Genomic DNA, 19,701 nt, shown 5'->3' with positions numbered 1-19,701 from the left:
ATGCGCGTAATGGCACAGGTAGCCATGGTCATGAACCTCGACAAGTGCATCGGCTGCCACACCTGCTCGGTCACCTGCAAGCAGGCGTGGACCAACCGCAAGGGCACCGAGTACGTCTGGTTCAACAACGTCGAGACGCTGCCCGGCCAGGGATACCCCCGGCGCTGGGAGGACCAGGAGAAGTGGAAGGGCGGCTGGGAGCGCACCCGCTCCGGACGTCTGCGCCTCAAGGCGGGCGGCAAGGCCAAGCGCCTCGGGCAGATCTTCGCCAACCCCGAGATGCCGCAGATCGAGGACTACTACCAGCCCTGGACGTACGAGTACAAGAACCTCACCGAGGCCCCCGCCGGCGACGACCTGCCCGTCGCGCGCCCGGTCAGCCAGGTCACGGGTGAGCCGATCGACAAGATCGAGTGGGGTCCCAACTGGGAGGACAACCTGGGCGGCGCGCCCGAGCACGCCGTCAAGGACCCGATCATCGAGAAGATCCGCGACGAGGTCGGCGAGCGGATCAGGATGGAGTTCGAGAAGAGCTTCATGTTCTATCTGCCGCGCGTGTGCGAGCACTGCCTCAACCCGGCCTGTGTGTCGGCCTGTCCGTCCGGCGCGATGTACAAGCACGTGGAGGACGGCATCGTCCTGGTCGATCAGGACCAGTGCCGCGGCTGGCGGATGTGCGTGTCCTCCTGCCCGTACAAGAAGGTCTACTTCAACCACTCCACCGGCAAGGCCGAGAAGTGCACCTTCTGCTTCCCGCGCGTGGAGGTCGGGCTGCCGACCGTGTGCTCGGAGACCTGTGTGGGCCGGATGCGCTACCTCGGCGTGATGCTGTACGACGCCGACAAGGTGACCGAAGCCGCTGCGGTCGAGGACGAACACGACCTGTACCCGGCCCAGTTGGGCGCCTTCCTCGATCCGCACGACCCGGCGGTCCAGGCGGCGGCGAAGGCTGCGGGTATAACGGAGGAGTGGCTGGACGCCGCCCGTCGCTCCCCCGTCCACGACCTGATCGCCACCTACCAGGTCGCACTGCCGCTGCACCCGGAGTACCGCACCATGCCGATGGTCTGGTACGTCCCGCCGCTCTCGCCGGTGGTCGACGCGGTCGCCGCGACCGGCAGCGACGGCGAGGACGCGGGCAATCTCTTCGGCGCGATCGACGCGATGCGCATCCCGGTCGAGTACCTCGCCGAGGTGCTCGCGGCCGGTGACACGTACGTGGTCGACGCGGTGCTCCGGCGGATGGCCGCGATGCGCGCGTACATGCGCCGGGTCAATCTGGGGCAGCCGCGCGACGAGTCGATCGCGGCCGCGGTCGGGCTGACCGGGCAGGAGATCGAGGACATGTGCCGGCTGCTCGCGGTCGCCAAGTACGAGGACCGGTACGTGATCCCGACGGCGGCGCGCGCGGACGCGGACGCGCTGGCGGACACCCATCCGCTGGATGACTCCTGCCCCGTGTCCGCCGAGGCCCTCTGCGACAGCCGTCCCCTCCTCAACCTCTCCCCGACGCGGAGGAGCGCATGACCCCCGATGCCGTTGTACGCCTGGTCGCCGGCCGACTCCTCCAGTACCCGGACGCACGCCTGCACACAGAACTCCCGCGATACGAGGAGGCCCTCGCCGGGGCGGCCCCCGAACCGGCCCGCCTCATCGGGGAGTTCCTCTCGTACGCCCGGGTGACGCCGGAGCTGGAGCTGGCCGCGCACTACACCGACATGTTCGACACCCGTAACCGCCGCTGCCTGTACCTGACCTGGTGGACGGACGGCGACACCCGCAACCGCGGGCTCTCCCTGGTCCGTATGAAGCGGATCTACCGGGACTTCGGTCTGGAGTTCGCGAGCGAGGAGCTCCCCGACTTCCTGCCCGTGGCCCTGGAGTTCGCGGCCCTGCACCCCGAGGCCGGCACCCTGCTCCTCGAGGAGCACCGCGCCGGGCTCGAACTGCTCCGCCTGGCCGTGACCGCCGCCGACACCCCGTACGCGCGGGTCCTCGAAGCGGTCTGTGCCACGCTGCCGGGCCCGTCCCCCGAGACGAAGGCCGAGGCGAAGGCGCTCGCCAAGCGCGGCCCGCAGCACGAGAGCGTCGGGCTCTCCGATCCGCTGGAACCCTTCGGGCCGGGTGTCGAACTCCCCTGGCCCGCCATGCCGTTGGAAAGGACCCCGGCCTGATGGACCTGATCCTGTGGGGAGTCTTCCCCTATCTCGTCGTCGTGCTCCTGGTCGCGGGCCTGATCTGGCGGGCGCGCTACGACCGCTTCGGCTGGACCACGCACTCCACGCAGGTCCACGAGTCCCGGCTGCTCCGCATCGGCTCGCCGCTGTTCCACTTCGGGATGGCGTTCGTGGTCGTCGGGCATGTGGTCGGGCTGCTCATCCCCAAGACCTGGACCGACGCGGTGGGGCTCAGCGACCACACGTACCACCTGCTCGCCGTGAGCACCGGGTCGGTGGCGGGTCTCGCGGCGGCGGCGGGCATCGGCATCCTGGTCCACCGCCGCTTCACCGTGCCCGCGGTGAAGCAGGCGACTCTGCGCAGCGACCATCTGATGTACACGTTCCTGCTCGGCGCGATGACGCTCGGGATCGTGGCCACGCTGCTCAACTCGACCGGGGCGATGGGCGATTACAACTACCGCGAGGGCGTCTCGCTGTGGTTCCGCTCGCTGTTCACCTTCCAGCCGGACTACGCCCTGATGGGCCAGGCACCGGCCGCCTTCCAGCTGCATGTGATCTTCGGTCTCGGCCTCTTCTTGTTGATCCCCTTCTCGCGCCTGGTGCACATGTTCAGCGCCCCGCTGAAGTACCTCTTCCGCCCGTACGTGGTGTACCGCAGCCGGGATCCGAAGCAGGCCGCGGCCCAGCGTCCGACGCGGCGCGGCTGGGAGAAGGTCGGCTCGTGAAGCGCGTCGTCCGTACCCCGCGCCACTCGGTGGACGAGCGGCCGTTCATCGTCATCTGGGAGGCGACGCGCGCCTGTCCGCTCGCCTGCCTGCACTGTCGGGCCGAGGCCCAACTGGCGCGCGATCCGGGCGAGTTGGACGGCACGGACGCCCGCCTCCTGATGGACCAGATCGCGTCGTTCGGCAGGCCGAGCCCGCTGTTCGTCATCACGGGCGGCGATCCCTTCCAGCGCGCGGACCTGCGGGAGCTGATCGCGTACGGGACCTCGCTCGGCCTGCGGATCGCGGTCTCTCCGTCGGGGACGCCGACGCTCACGTACGAGAATCTGGCGTCCGTACGGGATGCGGGCGCGGTCGCCCTGTCGCTCTCTCTGGACGGCTCGACGGCCGCGCGCCATGACGCCTTCCGGGGTGTCTCCGGCGTCTACGACTGGACGCTGGACGGGTGGCGGATGGCGCGTGAGCTGGGGCTCAAGGTGCAGATCAACACGACCGTGACCCGGCACAGCCTGGAGGATCTCGCGGATGTCGCGGCGGTGGTCCGGCGCGAGGGGGCGATGATCTGGAGCGGCTTCATCCTGGTCCCGACCGGGCGCGGCGAGCAGCTGGACGCGCTCTCGCCGGCCGAGATCGAGGACGTGCTGCACTTCCTCTACGACTGCGGTGCGGTCATGGCGACGAAGACAACGGAGGGTCATCACTTCCGGCGGGTGGCGCTGCAGCGGACGATTCTGGCGCGGCGGGGTGAGCTTCCGGTGACGGGTGAACTGTACGCCTCGCTGGTCGAGCGGGCCCGCTCGCTCGGTGTCTTCTCCGGCGCGCAGCGTTCCGTGCGGCGGCCTCCCATGGATGTGGGCTCGGGCCGCGGGTTCGTCTTCGTCTCCCACACGGGCGAGGTCCATCCCTCCGGGTTCCTTCCGCTCTCGGCGGGCAACGTCAAGAACCATCCGCTCCCGGACATCTACCGGGGGTCGGCCCTCTTCAACTCGCTGCGCGATCCGTCGCTGCTTGAGGGGAAGTGCGGGCGGTGCGAGTTCAACGTTGTCTGCGGCGGGTCGCGGTCGCGCGCGTACGGGGTCACGGGCCGCACGCTGGCGGCGGACCCGTGGTGCGCATACGAACCGGGGTCGTTCCCTTACCAGGCGGAGCTGCGGGAGCTGCTGCCGGCTTGACCTCGGCTTCTCTTTCCCCCACCCCGCCGCAGGCGCCGCCGCCCCGGACCGGACGTGGCCGGACGCGAAATGGCCAGGCGGCCACCACAAAGGGGCCGGAAGCATGAGCCGTCCGCACCCCCGAGGAACGTAGCGTCGAAGACGCGGACACCACTCCCAGGGAGACCCCCATGCGCTCAGTGATCGTCATCGGCGGCGGCATCAGCGGCCTCGCCGCAGCCTGGCAGCTGCGCGGAAAGGCCGACGTCACCGTCCTCGAAAGCGAACAGCGCATCGGCGGCAAGCTGCACACCAGCACCATCGGCGGCATCCCCGTCGACACGGGCGCCGAATCCATCATGGCGCTGCGCCCCGAGGCCGTGGAGCTCGCCCAGGAAGTCGGCCTCGGCGCCGATCTGTGCGACCCGGCCACCGCCCCCACCACCGTCTGGACCCACGGCCGCCTGCGGCCCATGCCCGCGGGACACGTCCTCGGCATCCCCACCGAACCGCGCGCACTGGCCGGCACCGGACTGCTCTCCGACGAGGGCCTCGAGCGGCTCTGCCGCGAGGAGAACCTCCCCGCAGGACCGCTCCCGCGCGACACCGACGTCTCCGTCGCCGACTACCTCTCCGGCCGCATCGGCCAGGAAGCCGTCGACCGTCTCGTCGAGCCGATGCTCGGCGGCGTCTACGCGGGCCGCGCCGACCGTCTCTCGCTGCGCGCGGCCATGCCCCGCCTGGCCGCGGTCGCCGAGCACGGCGGCTCGATCATCGGCGCCCTGCGCCGGGTCCGCGCGGCCGGCGCCCCCAAGGTGGCGGCGGTCCAGGGCGTAAGCGGCGGAACGGGCCGGCTCCCGGCCGCCGTGGCCAAGGCGTCCGGCGCCCGGATCCTCACCGGGACCCGCGCCCGCGAGCTGCAGCCCACGCCGTCCGGACGCTGGCGGGTCTGTGCCCTGACCGCGGACGGCCCGCTGGTCATGGAGGCCGACGCGGTGATCCTCGCGTTGCCCGCGTTCGCCGCCGCCGAGCTGCTCCGCGGCCACTCCCCCGCGGCCTTCGAGGACCTCTCCGCGATCCAGCACGCCAACTCCGCGGTCATCACCATGGCCTTCGACCGGGCCCGTACGCCCTCGCTGCCCGAGGGCAACGGCTTCCTCGTACCGCCGGTGGACGGCCATGTCATCAAGGCCGCCTCGTTCCTGACGAACAAGTGGAGCTGGCTGCACGAGTCGGCGCCGGGCTCCTTCGTCCTGCGGGTCTCGATCGGGCGCGCGGGCGAGGACAAGCAACTGGACGTGCCCGACCGCCACTTGATACGTACCGCCGTATCGGAGCTGCATCTCGCGGCGGGCCGGATCGGCGAGCCCACCTCCGCGCGGGTCACCCGCTGGGACCGGAGCCTGCCGCAGTACGGCGTCGGCCACTCCGACCGGGTCGAGCGCATCCGCGAGGCCGTCACCAAGCTGCCGGGCATCGGGCTGTGCGGTGCGGCGTACGAAGGGGTCGGTGTCGCGGCGTGCGTGGCGACCGGCCGCAAGGCTGCTCGGCAGGCGTTCGAGGGCTGAGCCCAGGACGGGCGCGCCGGGGCTGAGCGCAGAGGCGGGCGTAGCCCTGGGTGTGCCGTGCCCACCCGTGCCGCCCTGCGGCACGACTGCCCACGGCAAAGGCCGACCTGCCCACGGCGGATAGCCGTAACGATCACACGGACGGCCCGTGCCAAAGGCGGCCCCCGGCGACCGACCGCAGGATGGGCTCATGCCCAAGCCCCGTGCCGTGCGTCTGGCCCTGCCCGCCGTCCTCACCCTCACCGCCGCTCTCGCCACCGGCTGCACCGGCGACTCCGACCAGGACGCCGGCCCCACGGCCGATCGGCTGAACCTCTCGGCACAGCAGCTGAAGTGGAAGGACTGCCCCGCCCCCACGGCCGCCCAGGGCGGCGGCGAAGCGCCCTCCCCGCTCCCGGCGGGAGCCGAATGGCAGTGCGCCACGATGAAGGCCCCCCTCGACTGGGACAAGCCGGACGGCGAGACGATCGGCATCGAGCTGATCCGCGCCGAGGCGAGTGAGAAGAAGAACCGCATCGGCTCGCTCGTCTTCAACTTCGGCGGCCCCGGCGGCTCCGGCATCACCGCGCTGCCCGCCTTCGGCGAGGACTACGCCAAGCTGCGCACCCGCTACGACCTGGTCAGCTTCGACCCCCGGGGCGTGGGCCGCAGCGAGCCGGTCACCTGCGAGGACGACGTACAGCTCGATGCGTACTACCAGCAGGACGCGACCCCCGACGACTCCGAGGAGGAGCAGACGCTCCTCGACAATGTGAAGACCTTCAACGAGGGCTGCGAGGAGCAGGCCGGCAAGGTCCTGCCGCATGTCGCCACCACGGACGCCGCACGGGACATGGATCTGATGCGCCAGGTGCTCGGCGACGAGAAACTCCACTACTTCGGGATCTCGTACGGCACCGAACTGGGCGGTGTCTACGCCCACTTGTTCCCGGAGAACGTCGGCCGTGCCGTCTTCGACGCCGTGGTCGACCCGACCCAGACCCCCGAGCAGGGCTCGCTCGGCCAGGCCGGCGGCTTCCAGCTCGCCCTGGAGAACTACGCGAAGGACTGCACCTCCAAGGTCGAGGACTGCCCGGTCGGCGACACCCCCGAGGACGTACAGGAGCGGATCGCGCAGCTCCTGAAGGACCTGGACGCCAAGCCGCTGCCCGGCCTGGGACAGCGCAAGCTCACCCAGACCGCCGCGACCAACGGGATCGCGCAGTCCCTGTACTCCAAGGACTTCTGGGAGTACCTGACCGAGGGACTCGAGAACGCCTACGACGGGGACGGGCGCATCCTGATGGCGCTTTCGGACTCGATGAACGGCCGCAATCTCGACGGTACGTACAGCAATATCCAGTCGGCCAACGTGGCCATCAACTGCGCCGACGACAAGCCGCGTTACTCGGTCGAGGACGTGAAGGCCGCGCTGCCGGAGTTCCGTGAGACCTCGCCGCTGTTCGGCGACTATCTGGCCTGGGGCATGCTCGGCTGCTCCGACTGGCCCGTGACCGGCGCGGCCGACCATCCCGATGTGAGCGCGAAGGGCTCCGCCCCGATCGTGGTCATCGGGAACACGGGCGATCCGGCGACCCCGTACGAGGGTGCGCGCAAGATGGTCGACTCCCTCGGCGAGGGCGTCGGGATCGAGCTCACGTACAAGGGCGAGGGGCACGGCGCGTACGACAGCAAGAACAAGTGCGTGCGCGAGGCGGTGGACGGCTATCTGCTCGACGGCAAGGAGCCGAAGGCCGGGACCGTGTGCTCATGACGGTCCGGGCGGTGTGCTCATGACGGCCGGGGCGGTGTCCTCATAACGGTGGAGTCGCGGTTGCCTGTGAGGGCGGACCGCAACCGTTTGCCCTCACAACGGCGCCTTTAGGATGTCGGGATTGATGCTCAAGGGGGGACGTCGTACATGACAGGCACGTCAGGGGACCGGGAAACCGGCCGCATACGCACGACCCCGTCGCACGGGCGCACCACGGCCGTGGCCGTGGCGGCGCTGCTCGCCGGCGCGCTGCTCGCGGGATGCAGCGACGACGGAGGTTCCGCGGACAAGGGCGGCGGGGCCTCCACCTCGCAGAGCAAGCCCGCCGAGGCGCCGGGCAAGACGGATGATTCCGGGCTTCCCGCCGAGCTCACCGGCCAGAAGCTGACCTGGGGCGAGTGCGAGGGCGGCGGCTCCGGCGCGTCCGACAGCGCGTGGAAGTGCGCGACGCTCAAGGTGCCGCTCGACTACGGCGACCCGGACGGCAAGACCATCGGCATCGCCCTGACCCGCAGCGAGGCCCGCGACGACGACACGCGGATCGGCTCGCTGCTCTTCAACTTCGGCGGCCCGGGCGGCTCGGGCGTCTCCACGCTGCCGGCCGCGGCCCCCGGGTATGCCGCGCTGCAGGAGCGCTACGACCTGGTCGGTTTCGATCCGCGCGGGGTCGAGCGCAGTGGCGGTGTGGCGTGCCGCACCGACGAGGAGACCGAGAAGGCCTTCACCACGATCGACCTCACCCCGGACACGGCCGCCGAGGAACAGGCGTACTTCAAGGACGCCGCGGACTTCGGCGCGGGCTGCAAGGCGAAGTCCGGCGACATCCTGCCGTATGTCTCCACGTCCAACGCGGCACGCGACATGGACCTGATGCGGATCGTGCTCGGCGACGAGAAGCTCCACTATCTCGGCTACTCGTACGGCACCGAACTGGGCGGCACATACGCCCACTTGTTCCCCGAGAAGGTCGGACGGCTCGTCCTCGACGCGGTGGTCGACCCGAGCGCGGACGGCATCGGGCACGCCAAGAACCAGACGCGCGGCTTCCAGCGCGCCCTGGAGAACTACCTGAAGTCCACGGGCAAGGACCCGAAGGACGGCACCCGGGAGATCGCGGCGCTGCTCAAGTCCCTCGACAGGAAGCCGCTGCCGGCGGCCGGCGGCCGTGAGCTGAACGAGACGCTCGGCACCACCGGAATCACCCAAGCCCTGTACTCGGAGAGCAGCTGGCCGCAGCTGACGGCCGCGCTGCAGGCCGCGGCGGACGGCGACGGCTCGCCGCTGCTCGCCCTCGCGGACGAGTACAACAACCGTGACGCGTCCGGCAGTTACAGCACCGCGATGCACTCGCAGCGCTCGATCTCCTGCGCGGACACCTCGGTCAGGCCGACGCCCGCGCAGGCGAGGAAGATGCTTCCGGAGTTCCTGAAGATCTCCCCCGTCTTCGGCGGCTATCTCGGCTGGGACGCGGCCGGCTGGTGCCACCAGTGGCCCGTGGCCGGCGAGCACAAGACCCCCGAGGTCAGCGCGCCCGGCGCGGACCCGATCCTCGTCATCGGCACGACCGGCGACTCGGCCACGCCCTTCGAGGGCGCGCGCCGCATGGCCGACGAGCTCGGCAAGGGCGTCGGGGTGCACCTCACCTTCAAGGGCGAGGGGCATGGCGCGTACGGGGGCGGCAACCCGTGCGTCGACGGAACGGTCGAGGACTATCTGCTCGACCACAAGGTGCCGGAAGACGGAAAGGTCTGCTCTTGATATCCCCCAAGTCCCGCTCCTCGCGCGGCCCTTCGGCGGCGCTTGCCCCCGGCTTGCTGGCGGCCGCACTGCTCGTGGCGGGCTGCACCTCCTCCGGTTCTTCCGATACGGAGGGGGAGGACAAGCCGTCCGCGTCGGACGGCCGCAAGGGCGTACCGGACAAGAGCGCGATCGACTGGACCCGCTGCAAGGCGCCCACGGCGAATCAGGGCATGGGCAAGGCACCCGGCAGCAAGTGGCAGTGCGGCTCGATCGAGGTGCCGCTCGTCCAGGACGAACCCAAGGGCGAGCAGGTCGAGATCGCCCTGATCCGCAAGCCGGCCACGGAGCCTGACCGCAGGCTGGGCGCGCTCCTGTTCAACTTCGGCGGCCCGGGCGGCTCGGGTGTCGCCACGCTGCCGCAGGCGGCCGGGGACTACGAGGAGCTCAACGAGCGCTACGACCTGGTGAGTTTCGACCCGCGCGCGGTGGGCGAGACGGCCACGGTGCGCTGTGTGGACGACAAGGAGCTCGACCGGCTCTCGCAGGAGGACGACGGGCCGCCCGAGAACGCGGCCGATGAGGCCGAGTTCACGGCCGAGTCCCGTGAGCAGATCGAGGCGTGCAAGTCCCGCGCCGGGAAGCTCCTGCCGCACGTGGGCACCACGGACACGGCCCACGACATGGACCTGATCCGCGCAGCGCTCGGTGAGCCGAAGCTCAACTACTTCGGCATCTCGTACGGCACCGAACTGGGCGGCGTCTACGCCCACCTGTACCCGGAGAAGGTCGGACGTACCGTCTTCGACGCCGTGGTGGACCCGACGGAGGGCCAGGTCGAGGGCGGTCTCGCACAGGCCGAGGGCTTCCAGCTCGCCCTGGAGAACTACCTGAAGGACACCGGCAAGGATCCCAAGAAGGGTGCCGCGGAGATCGCGGCGCTCCTCGAACGCGTCGATGCCGCCCCGCTGCCCACCTCCAGCGACCGCAAGCTGACCCGGGGCCTGGCGGAGACCGGTATCGCGGCGGCGCTCTACAGCGAGGAGACCTGGCCGTATCTCACCCAGGGTCTCCAGGAGGTCGAGAACGCCGGTTCGGGCTCGATCCTGCTGCTGCTCGCCGACGCCTACAGCGGCCGTGACCCGCAGACCGGCCGCTACAACAACATGTCCCAGGCCAACGCCGCGATCCGCTGCGCCGACTCCTCGGAACGCTTCGGCTTCGCGGACGTGAAGCGCCGGCTCCCCGCGTACAAGAAGGCCTCGCCGGTCTTCGGGGAGTCCATGGTGTGGGGCCTGATGTCCTGCACCGACTGGCCGGTGAAGGGCGAGCGCAAGACGCCCGAGGTCGCCGCGGAGGGCGCGGGCCCGATCCTGGTCATCGGCAACACCGGTGACCCGGCCACCCCGGTCGAGGGCGCCGAGAAGATGGCGAAGGCCCTGGGCGAAGGCGTCGGCGTCAACATCACGGTCGACGGCGAGGGCCACGGCACCTACGGCGTGAACGACTGCGCCACGGAGACCGTGGACGCCTACCTCCTGGAAGGAAAGGTCCCGGAGGACGGCAAGACCTGCAAGTAGCCCCAGGGCGGCGGTCGTTCAGGTGCGGCCGGCCCTCTGCGCGTCAGACCAGCGGAGCGCTCAGCTCGATGGCGCGCAGAGCGGCCGCCAGCGCCTGCTCGTCGCCCACGTCCAGGGCGGTGTCCGTCAGCTTGATGACGTGCTCGTCGCCGTGGGACAGCGCCCGTTCCATGACCTCCTCCGCGGTGAAGGTGCCGGGCGGGGTGTAGTCGACCCCGGTGGCCGGGGCGTACATCGCGGTGACCGCGGCGGAGGCCGTCCAGGCGGCCTGCAGGCTCGGCTGCCAGAGGTCGTGCGGGAGCGCGGGCAGGGTGCGCAGGACGGCGTTGGGTGCGGTGGCCGCGTGGACCAGCATCGTCTCCTCGCCGTGGCCGTGGGTGGCGTACCGGTGGGTCGCCGTACGGACCAGTTCGGTGAGGCGGGCGTGGATGTCGGCCGGTGAGGTCGCCTCGGCCGCCCATTCCGGCACGGCGCTCACGCGGGCGAGCCGTGTCGGGAAGCCGCCGTCCTGTTCGGCGATGAGGGGTACGGCGTCGAGGGCTTCGGCCGCGGTGCCCGCGCCCGGCAACGCCCGTACGGTCACGGGGTGGTGGCGCGCGGCCCAGTAGCCGAGGCCGTGCGCGAGCTCGGCGACACGGGGTTCGGCGGGGGCGGTCGTCCCCGCTTCGGCGGCCAGGAGCGTGCGTACGGCGTGGCCGACGCGGATCACGGGATGCGTGGAGCCGCCGTACATGCCGGGCAGCAGCCGGGGCCACCACTGGGCGAGGACCTCGCGCCACGGACGCTCGGCGACCTGCGTCCCGAAGTAGCCGATCCAGTCGGCCACACGCCGCGGATCGCCGAGCGCCGCACGCCAGTCGGCATCCGTGACGGGCTCGACGCGGGTCGGGAACTCCTCCAGCTTGGGGGCGTACAGATCGAGCCAGCGATGCACGGACCGCGCCTGCCCGCGGGCGGCGAGTGCCTCGACGGCCATGGGCGCGTGGTTGGTGAGCCGCCCGAGCCGCTCGGGCCCACTGCCGTGCAACCGCTCCAGCGCTTCGTCGAGCGCGCCTGACGCATCCCCTGGCGTGACCCCTGCGGTGATCCCTGCGGTGATCCCTGACGTATCCATGCCGGCGACTCTAGGCAGGCGGGCGCGCAGGCGGATCGGCCGAGCGACGTATCCGCCGACGCGCCGGGACCTAGGTCCAACAGGGCAGCCCGGATGGGCCCGTTGGAGGACGTCCGCCACGGCCGTACGGTCGATCATGGTCGTACGAGCGAGCGTACGAGGGGGTTGCCGATGGACTGGGAGCAGGTGGACCGGGAGCAGGTGGACTCGGAGCAGGTGGACTCGGAGCAGGTGGACTCGGAGCCGGTGGACTCGGAGCCGGTGGACCGGGAGCCGATTGACTGGGTCGAGATCCCGGCCGGAGTGCTGCGGCGGGGTACGCCTGCCGAGGACCTGGAGCAGGTGGCCGGGCGCTATGCGGACACGGGGGTCCCGGCGGAGTGGTACCGGAAGGAGGCCCCGCGCGCGGAGGTGTTCGTGCCGGCCTTCCGGATCGCCCGCACCCTGGTCACGAACGCCCAGTGGGAGCCATTCGCCCGTACGACCGGACGCGCCGTCCCGCACGGGCCCGCCGACCACCCGGTGACGGGCGTCGGCTGGGACGAGGCGGCTGCCTACTGCGACTGGCTCGGACGGCGGCTCGGCGGTGTGCGGGTGCGCCTGCCGAGCGAGGACGAGTGGGAACGCGCCGCCCGCGGGGACGACGCGCGCGAGTTCCCCTGGGGCGACACGTATCGCACGGGTCTGGCGAACCTGGTCGATCTGGGTCTGGGCACCACCACCCCGGTCGGCTCTTTCCCTGACGGGGCAAGCCCGTTCGGGGTCCTGGACATGGCGGGCAACGCCGACGAGTGGACCTCGACGCTCTACGCGCCCTACCCCGGCGCCCCCGCCGATGTCCCCACGGCCGAGACCTGGGCCTTCGACCCTCACGTCACGCGCGGCGGCGCCTACCGCCACGACCGCGACCTGGCCCGCTGTGCCCGTCGGCACGGCGCGTACGAGCGGGACCTGGCCGCGATCGGCGTCGGCTTCCGGGTGGCGGCCGGCGCGGCGGTGATCGACGGGGCGGTGGCCGCCTGAGCGGACTGTGCTACTGCGGCCAACCCCCGGTGGGGGCAGGGGGTTGGCCCGACGGTGGGCAGGGGGCGGGCCGGATGGTGGGGGGCGGCGGGGCTTTCTAGCGTCGGGGGATGAAGATCTTCCGGCGGAACTCACCTCGGCTGCACCCCGTTCGACCGCACCTTCCACGCCACCTCACCCCTGCTCGCCGGCTTCTCTTAGGGGCGGGTGTCCTGACGCTGGCCGCGGCGGGGCTGCCGTCGGCCGCGGCCGCGCCGCCGGCGGACGGGTCGCACTCCTCTGCGAAAGGGGCACTGCAGCGGGACGCCGACGCCTTGCGCGATGCCGGAGTCACCGGCGTGGCCGTCCGGTTGGACACCGCGCGCGGGACGGTCACGGTCCGGTCGGGGGTGGCGGACCGGGCGACCGGCCGGCCCGTGCCCCTGCACGGCTATCTGCGGCTCGGCAGCATCACCAAGACCTACGTCGCCACCGTGCTCCTCCAACTCGTGGACGAGAAAAGGCTGTCGCTCGACCAGAGCGTGGCGGAGCTGCTGCCCGGCGTCGTCACCGGCAACGGCAACGACGGCCACCGCATCACCCTGCGCGATCTGCTGCAGCACACCAGCGGCCTGTACGACTACACGGCGGACGTGTTCCCCGACCCGAGCGCCCGGACGTACTTCGCCAAGCGCTGGGACGCGTACAGCCCCGGGCGATTGGTGGCCCTCGCGATGCGGCACGAACCCGACTTCGCCCCGGGCACCGACTGGGCGTACTCCAACACGAACTACGTGCTCGCCGGCATGGTCATCGAGAAGGTGACCGGCCGCACCTGGGAACAGCAGGTGCACGAGCGCATCCTGCGGCCGCTCGGCCTGCGCCGCACCGATACGCCCGGCCTCTCGCCGTTCCTGCCGCGACCGCACGCTCTCAACTACCAGCAGTTCGCGCCGGAAGGGCCGCTGATCGACACCACGATCCCGTACCGGCCCTTCGATACCGGTGCCGACGGGTCGATGACCGGGACAGCCACGGAGCTCAACCGTTTCCTCTCCGCCCTCCTCCACGGCCGGCTCCTCGAACCGGCCACCCTGGAGGCGATGCGCACCACCGTGCCCGTACCGGCCGACGGCGATCATCCCGCGGGCACCGGCGACGGACTCGGCCTGTTCGCCACTCCCCTGTCCTGCGGCGGCGCGTACTTCGGGCACGGCGGCAGCGGCTTCGGCTATGTCCTGCGCGGTGCCACCACGGCCGACGGCCGCAGCACCCTCACGGTCAGCGCGCACAGCCGCCCCGGCGACGCGCGTACGGCGGCACTCCAGGAGGAACGGATGCGCGAGCTCATCGATCACGCCCTGTGCGGGGAGAAGGGCTGAATGCCTCAACCTGCCGTACGCGGCGGGGTCCTGCCCTGCGAGGCGGAGTGCTGCCGTACGCGGTGGAGTAGGGCCTTACGCGGTGGAGCCGGCCTTACGCCGTGGCGTCGGGCCGTCTGCGCAGCAGCCACTGGGTGAAGGTCCGGCGCGCGGGGCGGATCACCACGCGGCCATGCGTCTTGTGGCCGGCGAGTTCGATGCGGAGCGTGACCGGCGCGCCCGGGCCGGGGCGGGCGCCGCGTCGGTGGATGACCTTGGCGTGGACCAGCTGGAGTCCGCCGGTGTCCACCACGATGCCCGGACGCGTGATGAGGACCAGGGTCTTGCCCGCCATCTCCCCGTCGATCCGCAGCGTGTCCTGGGTGATCACGGCATCCGTGAAGTCGAGCGTCACCTTGCACCACATCACGGCGATCTCCATGCGCCGCGGCACCACCCAGCGGCCCTCGCGCACGACCGCGCCGCTGTGCACCCCTTCGATGCGCACCAGGTCCTTGACCTCGCCCACCGTCGTGCCGGCCGAGGTGGAGACCGCGGGCAAGTCGGCGGTGAGCGGGGCAAGTTCACCCAGGGTCCGCGCCGAAAGGGCCGCCTCCACCCGCTCGTCCAGCTCGTCCGAGGTCAGCAACCCGTCCCCGGCGGCGATCCGCAGGACGTCCACCACACGGTCCCGGTCCGCGTGCGAGGCGCGCAGTCCGGGAGCGGAGGCGGAGGCGGGGGCAGGCGCGGAGGCCGCGGCAGCCGTGGTGGGCGCGGAGGCCGCGGTGGGTGCGGGCCCTGCGGGTCCTGCAGGCTCCCCGCTGGGGGCAATCTCTCCCGACATACCTCAACGCTATAGCCCGAACGGCGACATGGGCCAGGACACGGAACCGGCCCCGGCCCCACTGCCGCACTGCCCCCTCAGGCCGCCCGCCGCGCCCGCACCCAGATCCGGTCCTCCGTCAGGTAGTCCTCCACCTCGAGGCCCGCCTCCGCGAGCGCGTCCTCGAACTGCTCCTTCGTCAACGGCCGCGACCGGAACGTCTGGGTCCAGGTGGCGTCCGGGAACTCGTACTCCGCGTGCACCGATGTCACCCCGTCCCCGACCGGTTCCGCCGACACGATCCGCACCGTGTAGCCGGCGGGGTCGACGCGCTCCCTCGGCACATTCCGGTGGAAGTCCTCGCCCTCCCGCTGGATCAACACCCTTCCGTCCGCGGCCAGATGACGGGCGCAGGTGCGCAGCAGCCCCCGCCGCACCTCCATATCGGCGGCGTGCACGAGGAACGACGCGAGCATCACCACGTCATACGTCTCGCCGAGGTCGAGGTCCTCGATCGGGCTGCACACCGTACGCGCCCCGCGGATGCGGTCGAGCATCTCCTGGGACTCGTCCACCGCGGTCACGGTGAAGCCCCGCTCCAGGAGCGGGTGCGTCACACGCCCCGCACCGCTGCCCAGTTCGAGGATGTGCGCACCTGCCGGCACGGCCGCGGCGACCACGTCCGGCTCGGTGCCGGCCGCGAGCCGTGCGTACAGCTCGACGGCGCACCCGTCGGGCGTGATCGCCCCGGGCCCGGTCCCCTGATGTCCCGCACGCTTCTTCAGCTCCATGCCGGATCAACGGACCGGATCCGCCCGCCAGTTCCCACGCCGGCGGCTTCCGGCCGCCCAAGAGCGCCCGGCGGTGCCTCGAAGCGCCCTGCTGCGACGAAGCACCGTGCTGCCTCGAACGCCGTACGGCCTCAGATCGCCGCCTCCCCGGCAACGACCAGCCGGACCCCCTCGTCCGGCCCGGCAAGCCGGACCGACCCGTCGTCCGAACGCACCACGCGGTACGTCGCCGCCGGCGCGCCCGTGCGGTCGGGCACGGACACCGTGCGCTCGCCCGGCGCGCCGTGCGCGGCGAACAGCGTCAGACCGTCCAGCCAGTCGCCGTCGGGACGCCCCTCGTCCGCGCCGAGTGCGAGGACCGCACCCTCCCGTACGTACAGGGGAAGGCTGTCGAAGCCGTGCCTCTCGCGCAGCCAGCGGCCGCCCTGGACGCGTTCGCCGGTCAGGAGCCGGGTCCAGGTGCCCTCGGGGAGATAGAACTCGACGTCGCCGGACGAGCTGAACACCGGGGCGACCAGGAGGTCGGGGCCGAGCATGTACTGGCGGTCCAGGGCGCGGGCCGTCGGGTCCTCGGGGAATTCGAGGAGCATCGGGCGCATCAGGGGGATGCCGGTGGTGTGGGCACGTGCGGCCGCGTCGTACAGGTAGGGCATCAGACGGTGCTTGAGCTTGGTGAACTTCCGCGCCACGTCGACCGCTTCGTCGCCGAACTCCCACGGCACCCGGTACGAGGACGAGCCGTGCAGCCGCGAGTGGGAGGACAGCAGACCGAAGGCGAGCCAGCGCTTGAAGACGTCCGGGTCCGGGGTGCCTTCGAAGCCGCCGATGTCGTGCGACCAGAAGCCGAAGCCGGACAGGGAGAGCGAGAGGCCGCCGCGCAGGGACTCGGCCATGGCGCCGAACGAGGACCAGCAGTCGCCGCCCCAGTGGACGGGGAACTGCTGGCCGCCCGCCGTCGCCGAGCGTGCGAAGAGAACGGCCTCGCCCTCGCCGCGTTCGGCTTCGAGGAGCTCGAAGACGCACTGGTTGTAGAGGTGCGTGTAGTAGTTGTGCATCCGCTCGGGGTCGGAGCCGTCGTGCCAGACGACCTCGGTGGGGATGCGTTCGCCGAAGTCCGTCTTGAAGCAGTCGACGCCCTGGTCGAGCAGGACCTTGAGCTTGGCCTGGAACCAGGCGTACGCGTCGGGGTTGGTGAAGTCGACGAGCGCCATGCCCGCCTGCCACAGGTCCCACTGCCAGATGTCGCCGTCCGGCCGCCGTACGAGGTAGCCCAACTCCCGTCCCTCGTCGAAGAGATGGGACTTCTGCGCGATGTACGGGTTGATCCAGACGCTGACCTTCAGCCCCTTGCCCTTGAGGCGGCACAGCATCCCGGCCGGATCGGGGAAGACATCGTTGTCCCAGGTGAAGTCCGACCACTGGTACTCGCGCATCCAGAAGCAGTCGAAGTGGAAGACGCTCAGCGGGATGTCGCGCTCCGCCATGCCGTCCACGAAGGACATCACCGTCTCCTCGTCGTATGAGGTGGTGAAGGAGGTGGTCAGCCACAGGCCGAAGGACCAGGCCGGGGGCAGGGCCGGACGGCCGGTCAGGGAGGTGTAGCGGTCGAGCACGTCCTTGGGGGTGGGCCCCGCCACGACGTAGTACGCGAGGGACTGGTCCTCGACGCTGAACTGCACCTGGCCGACGGCCTCCGAGCCGATCTCGTACGAGACCTTGCCGGGGTGGTCGACGAAGACGCCGTAGCCGCGCGAGGAGAGGTGGAACGGGATGTTCTTGTAGGCCTGTTCGCTGCTGGTGCCGCCGTCGGCCTGCCAGATGTCCACGCTCTGGCCGTTCTTGACGAAGGGCGTGAATCGTTCGCCCAGGCCGTAGATCTGCTCGCCGACGCCGAGCGCGAGCTGTCCGATCATGTGGTGGCCGCCGTCGGGGGTGGTCGCGAAGGCGATGCCCTTGCGTTCGGCGGCGGTCAGCACCTCGCCGTCCGCGTTCTCGAAGGTCAGGTTCCAGGGCGCGGAGGTGTCCAGGCGTGCGGTCAGGGGGCCGCTGGTGAGAGTCATGACCGTGCCGTCACCGGCGACCTTGCCGGCGCCTTCGGTGGCGCCGGGCAGGGCGAAGTGCGGGCCGTTGTCCCGCTTCCCCGCGTGGTGGGTGGCCCGTACGCCGATGACGCCCTCGGCGGGTGAGAACAACTCGACGGTGATCAGCGGGGAGTTGAGGGTGTCGCCGCGCCGCTCGACGCGCTTCACGGCGGCGTAGGCGGTGAGGGTCTCGGCGGTGGCGCGGACGTCGCGTACTTCCGTGGCGTAGGAGGCGTGCACGCCATCGCGCATCAGCCAGAAGCCGTCGGTGAACTTCATGGGGCCAGTCCTTGGGTTGGTGCGGGGTGGGGCTGCGGGGTGGGGCTGCGGGGTGGGGTACTGATCGTCAGGGCTGGGACAGGAGCGCCGGCGCCGCCCCGGTGAGGGTCGATTCGATGCGCTGCCACGCCGCCATGTCCCTTTCCAACGGCGGCAGTTGACGGCCGCGACCGGTGTCCCATGCCGTGGCGACCGCCACCGGGTCCTCGCCCGTCACGGCGGCCTGGGCGAGCGCCGCCGCGCCGAGTGCGACCAGTTCGGTGGCCGCGGGCAGGACGACGGTGCGGCCCGAGAGCCGCCGTACGGCCTCCACCCAGGCACGACCCTTCGCGCCACCGCCGATCAGGCGCAGGGGCAACCCGGCGGCGGGGGCCGTCGGCGCGAGCAGCCCGTCGAGCGCGCGCAGGATCGTGAACACGGCGCCTTCGTATGCCGCACCGAGCAGCTGCTGCCGCGTCGTGGCATGCCGAAGTCCCGTGACCAGACCGCTCGCGTGCGGCAGATCGGGGGTGCGCTCACCGTCCAGATACGGCAGCACCACGGCCGGGCCGCCGGGGGCGATGTCCTCGCGGTCGAGGCCGAGCAGCTCGGCGAACTTGTCCGCGGCGAGCGTGCAGTTGAGGGTGCAGCCGAGCGGCAGATACGTGCCGTCGGCCGCGGCGAAGCCCGCGAGGCCGGGCGCCGCGGGGCGGGTGCGGGTCGCCGCGAACACGGTGCCCGAGGTGCCGAGGCTGAGCACCGGATGGTCGAGCAGCCCGGCTCCGCCGAGGCCGAGCCCGACCGCGGCGGCCATGTTGTCTCCGGTGCCCGCCGCCACCGGGATGCCCTCGGGCAGACCGAGTGCCGCGGCGGCGGCCGCGGTGAGCCGGCCGGCGCGGGAGCCGCCCGTCGGCGCGACCTCGGGCAGCAAGTCCTTGTCCAGACCGATGAGTTCGAGCAATACCGGGTCGTACGCGCCGTCGGCCGTGGAGTACCAGAGGGTGCCGGAGGCGTCGCCGGGGTCGGTGACCGCGGCACCGCTCAGGCGCTCCGTCAGGAAGTCGTGGGGCAGCCGGACGGCGGCGGCCGCCTCGGCGGTGCGCGGCTCGTTCTCGCGCAGCCACTGCCACTTGGTGGCGGTCATGGAGGCCACCGGCAGCGATCCGGCGCGCGCGAGCCACGCGTCCTCGCCCAGCGCCCGCGTCAGCGCGCGGGCCTGGGGCGCGGAGCGCGTGTCGTTCCACAGCAGGGCGTCCCGCAGCGGGCGGCCCGCGGCGTCGAGGACGACGAGTCCGTGCTGCTGTCCGGCGACCGCGATCCCGGTGACGTCGGGGGCCGCGGCCCCGGCCGTCCGCAGCCCGTCGGCGACCGACTCCGCGAGCGCCCGCCACCACACCTCGGGATCGGTCTCCCGGGCACCCTGCGCGCCGGTGACGGTGTGCGCGGCGCGGCCGACGGCGAGGAGGTCGCCGGTGGAGGCGTCCACGACGGCGGCCTTCGTGGACTGGGTGGAGCTGTCCACGCCGATGACGAGCGGTCTCGGGCGAGCGTTCAAGGTTTGATCGCGCATGGAACAA

General features: G+C 71.5%; 15 protein-coding genes. 10 read left to right on the top strand and 5 right to left on the bottom strand.

Features of this window, described 5'->3' with window-relative positions; translation table 11 throughout:
• The 8 genes from narH (at position 1) to H9Y04_RS00975 (ending at position 10,694) form a co-directional block, all read left to right on the top strand.
• Positions 1–1,527 carry a nitrate reductase subunit beta gene (gene narH, locus H9Y04_RS01010; RefSeq protein WP_187811670.1) on the top strand — a complete coding sequence of 509 codons (1,527 nt, stop codon included), beginning with the start codon at positions 1–3 and terminating at the stop codon, positions 1,525–1,527.
• Complete coding sequence (gene narJ, locus H9Y04_RS01005) at positions 1,524–2,174, top strand: nitrate reductase molybdenum cofactor assembly chaperone (RefSeq protein WP_187811669.1); 651 nt, start codon at positions 1,524–1,526, stop codon at positions 2,172–2,174. Before narH ends, narJ begins: the two co-directional genes overlap by 4 nt.
• Positions 2,174–2,905 carry a respiratory nitrate reductase subunit gamma gene (gene narI / locus H9Y04_RS01000; RefSeq protein WP_187811668.1) on the top strand — a complete coding sequence of 244 codons (732 nt, stop codon included), beginning with the start codon at positions 2,174–2,176 and terminating at the stop codon, positions 2,903–2,905. Before narJ ends, narI begins: the two co-directional genes overlap by 1 nt.
• Positions 2,902–4,077 carry a TIGR04053 family radical SAM/SPASM domain-containing protein gene (locus H9Y04_RS00995; RefSeq protein ID WP_308800813.1) on the top strand — a complete coding sequence of 392 codons (1,176 nt, stop codon included), beginning with the start codon at positions 2,902–2,904 and terminating at the stop codon, positions 4,075–4,077. The genes narI and H9Y04_RS00995 overlap by 4 nt, the downstream gene beginning before the upstream one ends.
• 170 nt (positions 4,078–4,247) lie before the next feature.
• Entirely contained in the window at positions 4,248–5,624 is a 1,377-nt protein-coding gene (gene hemG / locus H9Y04_RS00990) for a protoporphyrinogen oxidase (protein WP_214660702.1), read from the top strand.
• 190 nt (positions 5,625–5,814) lie between these two features.
• Entirely contained in the window at positions 5,815–7,377 is a 1,563-nt protein-coding gene (locus tag H9Y04_RS00985) for an alpha/beta hydrolase (RefSeq protein ID WP_187811667.1), read from the top strand.
• A gap of 147 nt (positions 7,378–7,524) precedes the next feature.
• Positions 7,525–9,135 carry an alpha/beta hydrolase gene (locus H9Y04_RS00980; RefSeq protein WP_187811666.1) on the top strand — a complete coding sequence of 537 codons (1,611 nt, stop codon included), beginning with the start codon at positions 7,525–7,527 and terminating at the stop codon, positions 9,133–9,135.
• Entirely contained in the window at positions 9,135–10,694 is a 1,560-nt protein-coding gene (locus H9Y04_RS00975; protein WP_187811862.1) for an alpha/beta hydrolase, read from the top strand. Before H9Y04_RS00980 ends, H9Y04_RS00975 begins: the two co-directional genes overlap by 1 nt.
• 43 nt (positions 10,695–10,737) lie before the next feature.
• Here the strand turns inward: H9Y04_RS00975 and H9Y04_RS00970 are convergent, their stop codons facing one another.
• Complete coding sequence (locus tag H9Y04_RS00970) at positions 10,738–11,808, bottom strand: questin oxidase family protein (protein ID WP_187811665.1); 1,071 nt, start codon at positions 11,806–11,808, stop codon at positions 10,738–10,740.
• Between the two features lie 171 nt (positions 11,809–11,979).
• Here H9Y04_RS00970 and H9Y04_RS00965 point away from each other — a divergent pair, with 171 nt between their 5' ends.
• Together H9Y04_RS00965 and H9Y04_RS00960 are read left to right on the top strand one after the other, a co-directional pair.
• A complete protein-coding gene (locus H9Y04_RS00965) occupies positions 11,980–12,831 on the top strand; it encodes a formylglycine-generating enzyme family protein (RefSeq protein WP_214660700.1) in 852 nt (283 codons plus the stop codon).
• A gap of 110 nt (positions 12,832–12,941) precedes the next feature.
• Entirely contained in the window at positions 12,942–14,192 is a 1,251-nt protein-coding gene (locus tag H9Y04_RS00960) for a serine hydrolase domain-containing protein (RefSeq protein WP_187811664.1), read from the top strand.
• Between the two features lie 94 nt (positions 14,193–14,286).
• Here H9Y04_RS00960 and H9Y04_RS00955 read toward each other — a convergent pair whose 3' ends face one another.
• The 4 genes from H9Y04_RS00955 to xylB form a co-directional block, all read right to left on the bottom strand.
• Positions 14,287–15,015 carry a DUF1707 SHOCT-like domain-containing protein gene (locus tag H9Y04_RS00955; RefSeq protein ID WP_187811663.1) on the bottom strand — a complete coding sequence of 243 codons (729 nt, stop codon included), beginning with the start codon at positions 15,013–15,015 and terminating at the stop codon, positions 14,287–14,289.
• A gap of 77 nt (positions 15,016–15,092) precedes the next feature.
• Positions 15,093–15,785, bottom strand: coding sequence for a class I SAM-dependent methyltransferase (locus tag H9Y04_RS00950; RefSeq protein ID WP_187811662.1), 693 nt, complete (start codon positions 15,783–15,785; stop codon positions 15,093–15,095).
• A gap of 131 nt (positions 15,786–15,916) precedes the next feature.
• Positions 15,917–18,145, bottom strand: a complete 2,229-nt coding sequence (gene yicI, locus H9Y04_RS00945; protein ID WP_187811661.1) for an alpha-xylosidase — start codon at positions 18,143–18,145, stop codon at positions 15,917–15,919.
• Between the two features lie 67 nt (positions 18,146–18,212).
• Positions 18,213–19,694 (bottom strand): xylulokinase, encoded by a 1,482-nt coding sequence (xylB, locus tag H9Y04_RS00940; RefSeq protein WP_187811660.1) that lies wholly within the window; start codon positions 19,692–19,694, stop codon positions 18,213–18,215.
• Positions 19,695–19,701: the final 7 nt, after the last annotated feature.

It is taken from the genome of Streptomyces polyasparticus (assembly GCF_014493765.1).
GTDB classification, from domain to species: Bacteria; Actinomycetota; Actinomycetes; order Streptomycetales; family Streptomycetaceae; genus Streptomyces; species Streptomyces polyasparticus.
The sequence above is the reverse complement of the archived record's forward strand: the minus strand, read 5'-3'. Positions and strand labels throughout refer to the sequence as shown.

Bases quoted from the DNA above. Each gene is read 5' to 3' on its own strand.
- narH (WP_187811670.1), top strand. From the start codon at position 1: ATGCGCGTAATGGCACAGGTAGCCATGGTCATGAACCTCGACAAGTGC.
- narJ (WP_187811669.1), top strand. From the start codon at position 1,524: ATGACCCCCGATGCCGTTGTACGCCTGGTCGCCGGCCGACTCCTCCAG.
- narI (WP_187811668.1), top strand. From the start codon at position 2,174: ATGGACCTGATCCTGTGGGGAGTCTTCCCCTATCTCGTCGTCGTGCTC.
- hemG (WP_214660702.1), top strand. From the start codon at position 4,248: ATGCGCTCAGTGATCGTCATCGGCGGCGGCATCAGCGGCCTCGCCGCA.
- H9Y04_RS00985 (WP_187811667.1), top strand. From the start codon at position 5,815: ATGCCCAAGCCCCGTGCCGTGCGTCTGGCCCTGCCCGCCGTCCTCACC.
- H9Y04_RS00980 (WP_187811666.1), top strand. From the start codon at position 7,525: ATGACAGGCACGTCAGGGGACCGGGAAACCGGCCGCATACGCACGACC.
- H9Y04_RS00970 (WP_187811665.1), bottom strand. From the start codon at position 11,808: ATGGATACGTCAGGGATCACCGCAGGGATCACCGCAGGGGTCACGCCA.
- H9Y04_RS00965 (WP_214660700.1), top strand. From the start codon at position 11,980: ATGGACTGGGAGCAGGTGGACCGGGAGCAGGTGGACTCGGAGCAGGTG.
- H9Y04_RS00960 (WP_187811664.1), top strand. From the start codon at position 12,942: ATGAAGATCTTCCGGCGGAACTCACCTCGGCTGCACCCCGTTCGACCG.
- H9Y04_RS00955 (WP_187811663.1), bottom strand. From the start codon at position 15,015: ATGTCGGGAGAGATTGCCCCCAGCGGGGAGCCTGCAGGACCCGCAGGG.
- H9Y04_RS00950 (WP_187811662.1), bottom strand. From the start codon at position 15,785: ATGGAGCTGAAGAAGCGTGCGGGACATCAGGGGACCGGGCCCGGGGCG.
- yicI (WP_187811661.1), bottom strand. From the start codon at position 18,145: ATGAAGTTCACCGACGGCTTCTGGCTGATGCGCGATGGCGTGCACGCC.
- xylB (WP_187811660.1), bottom strand. From the start codon at position 19,694: ATGCGCGATCAAACCTTGAACGCTCGCCCGAGACCGCTCGTCATCGGC.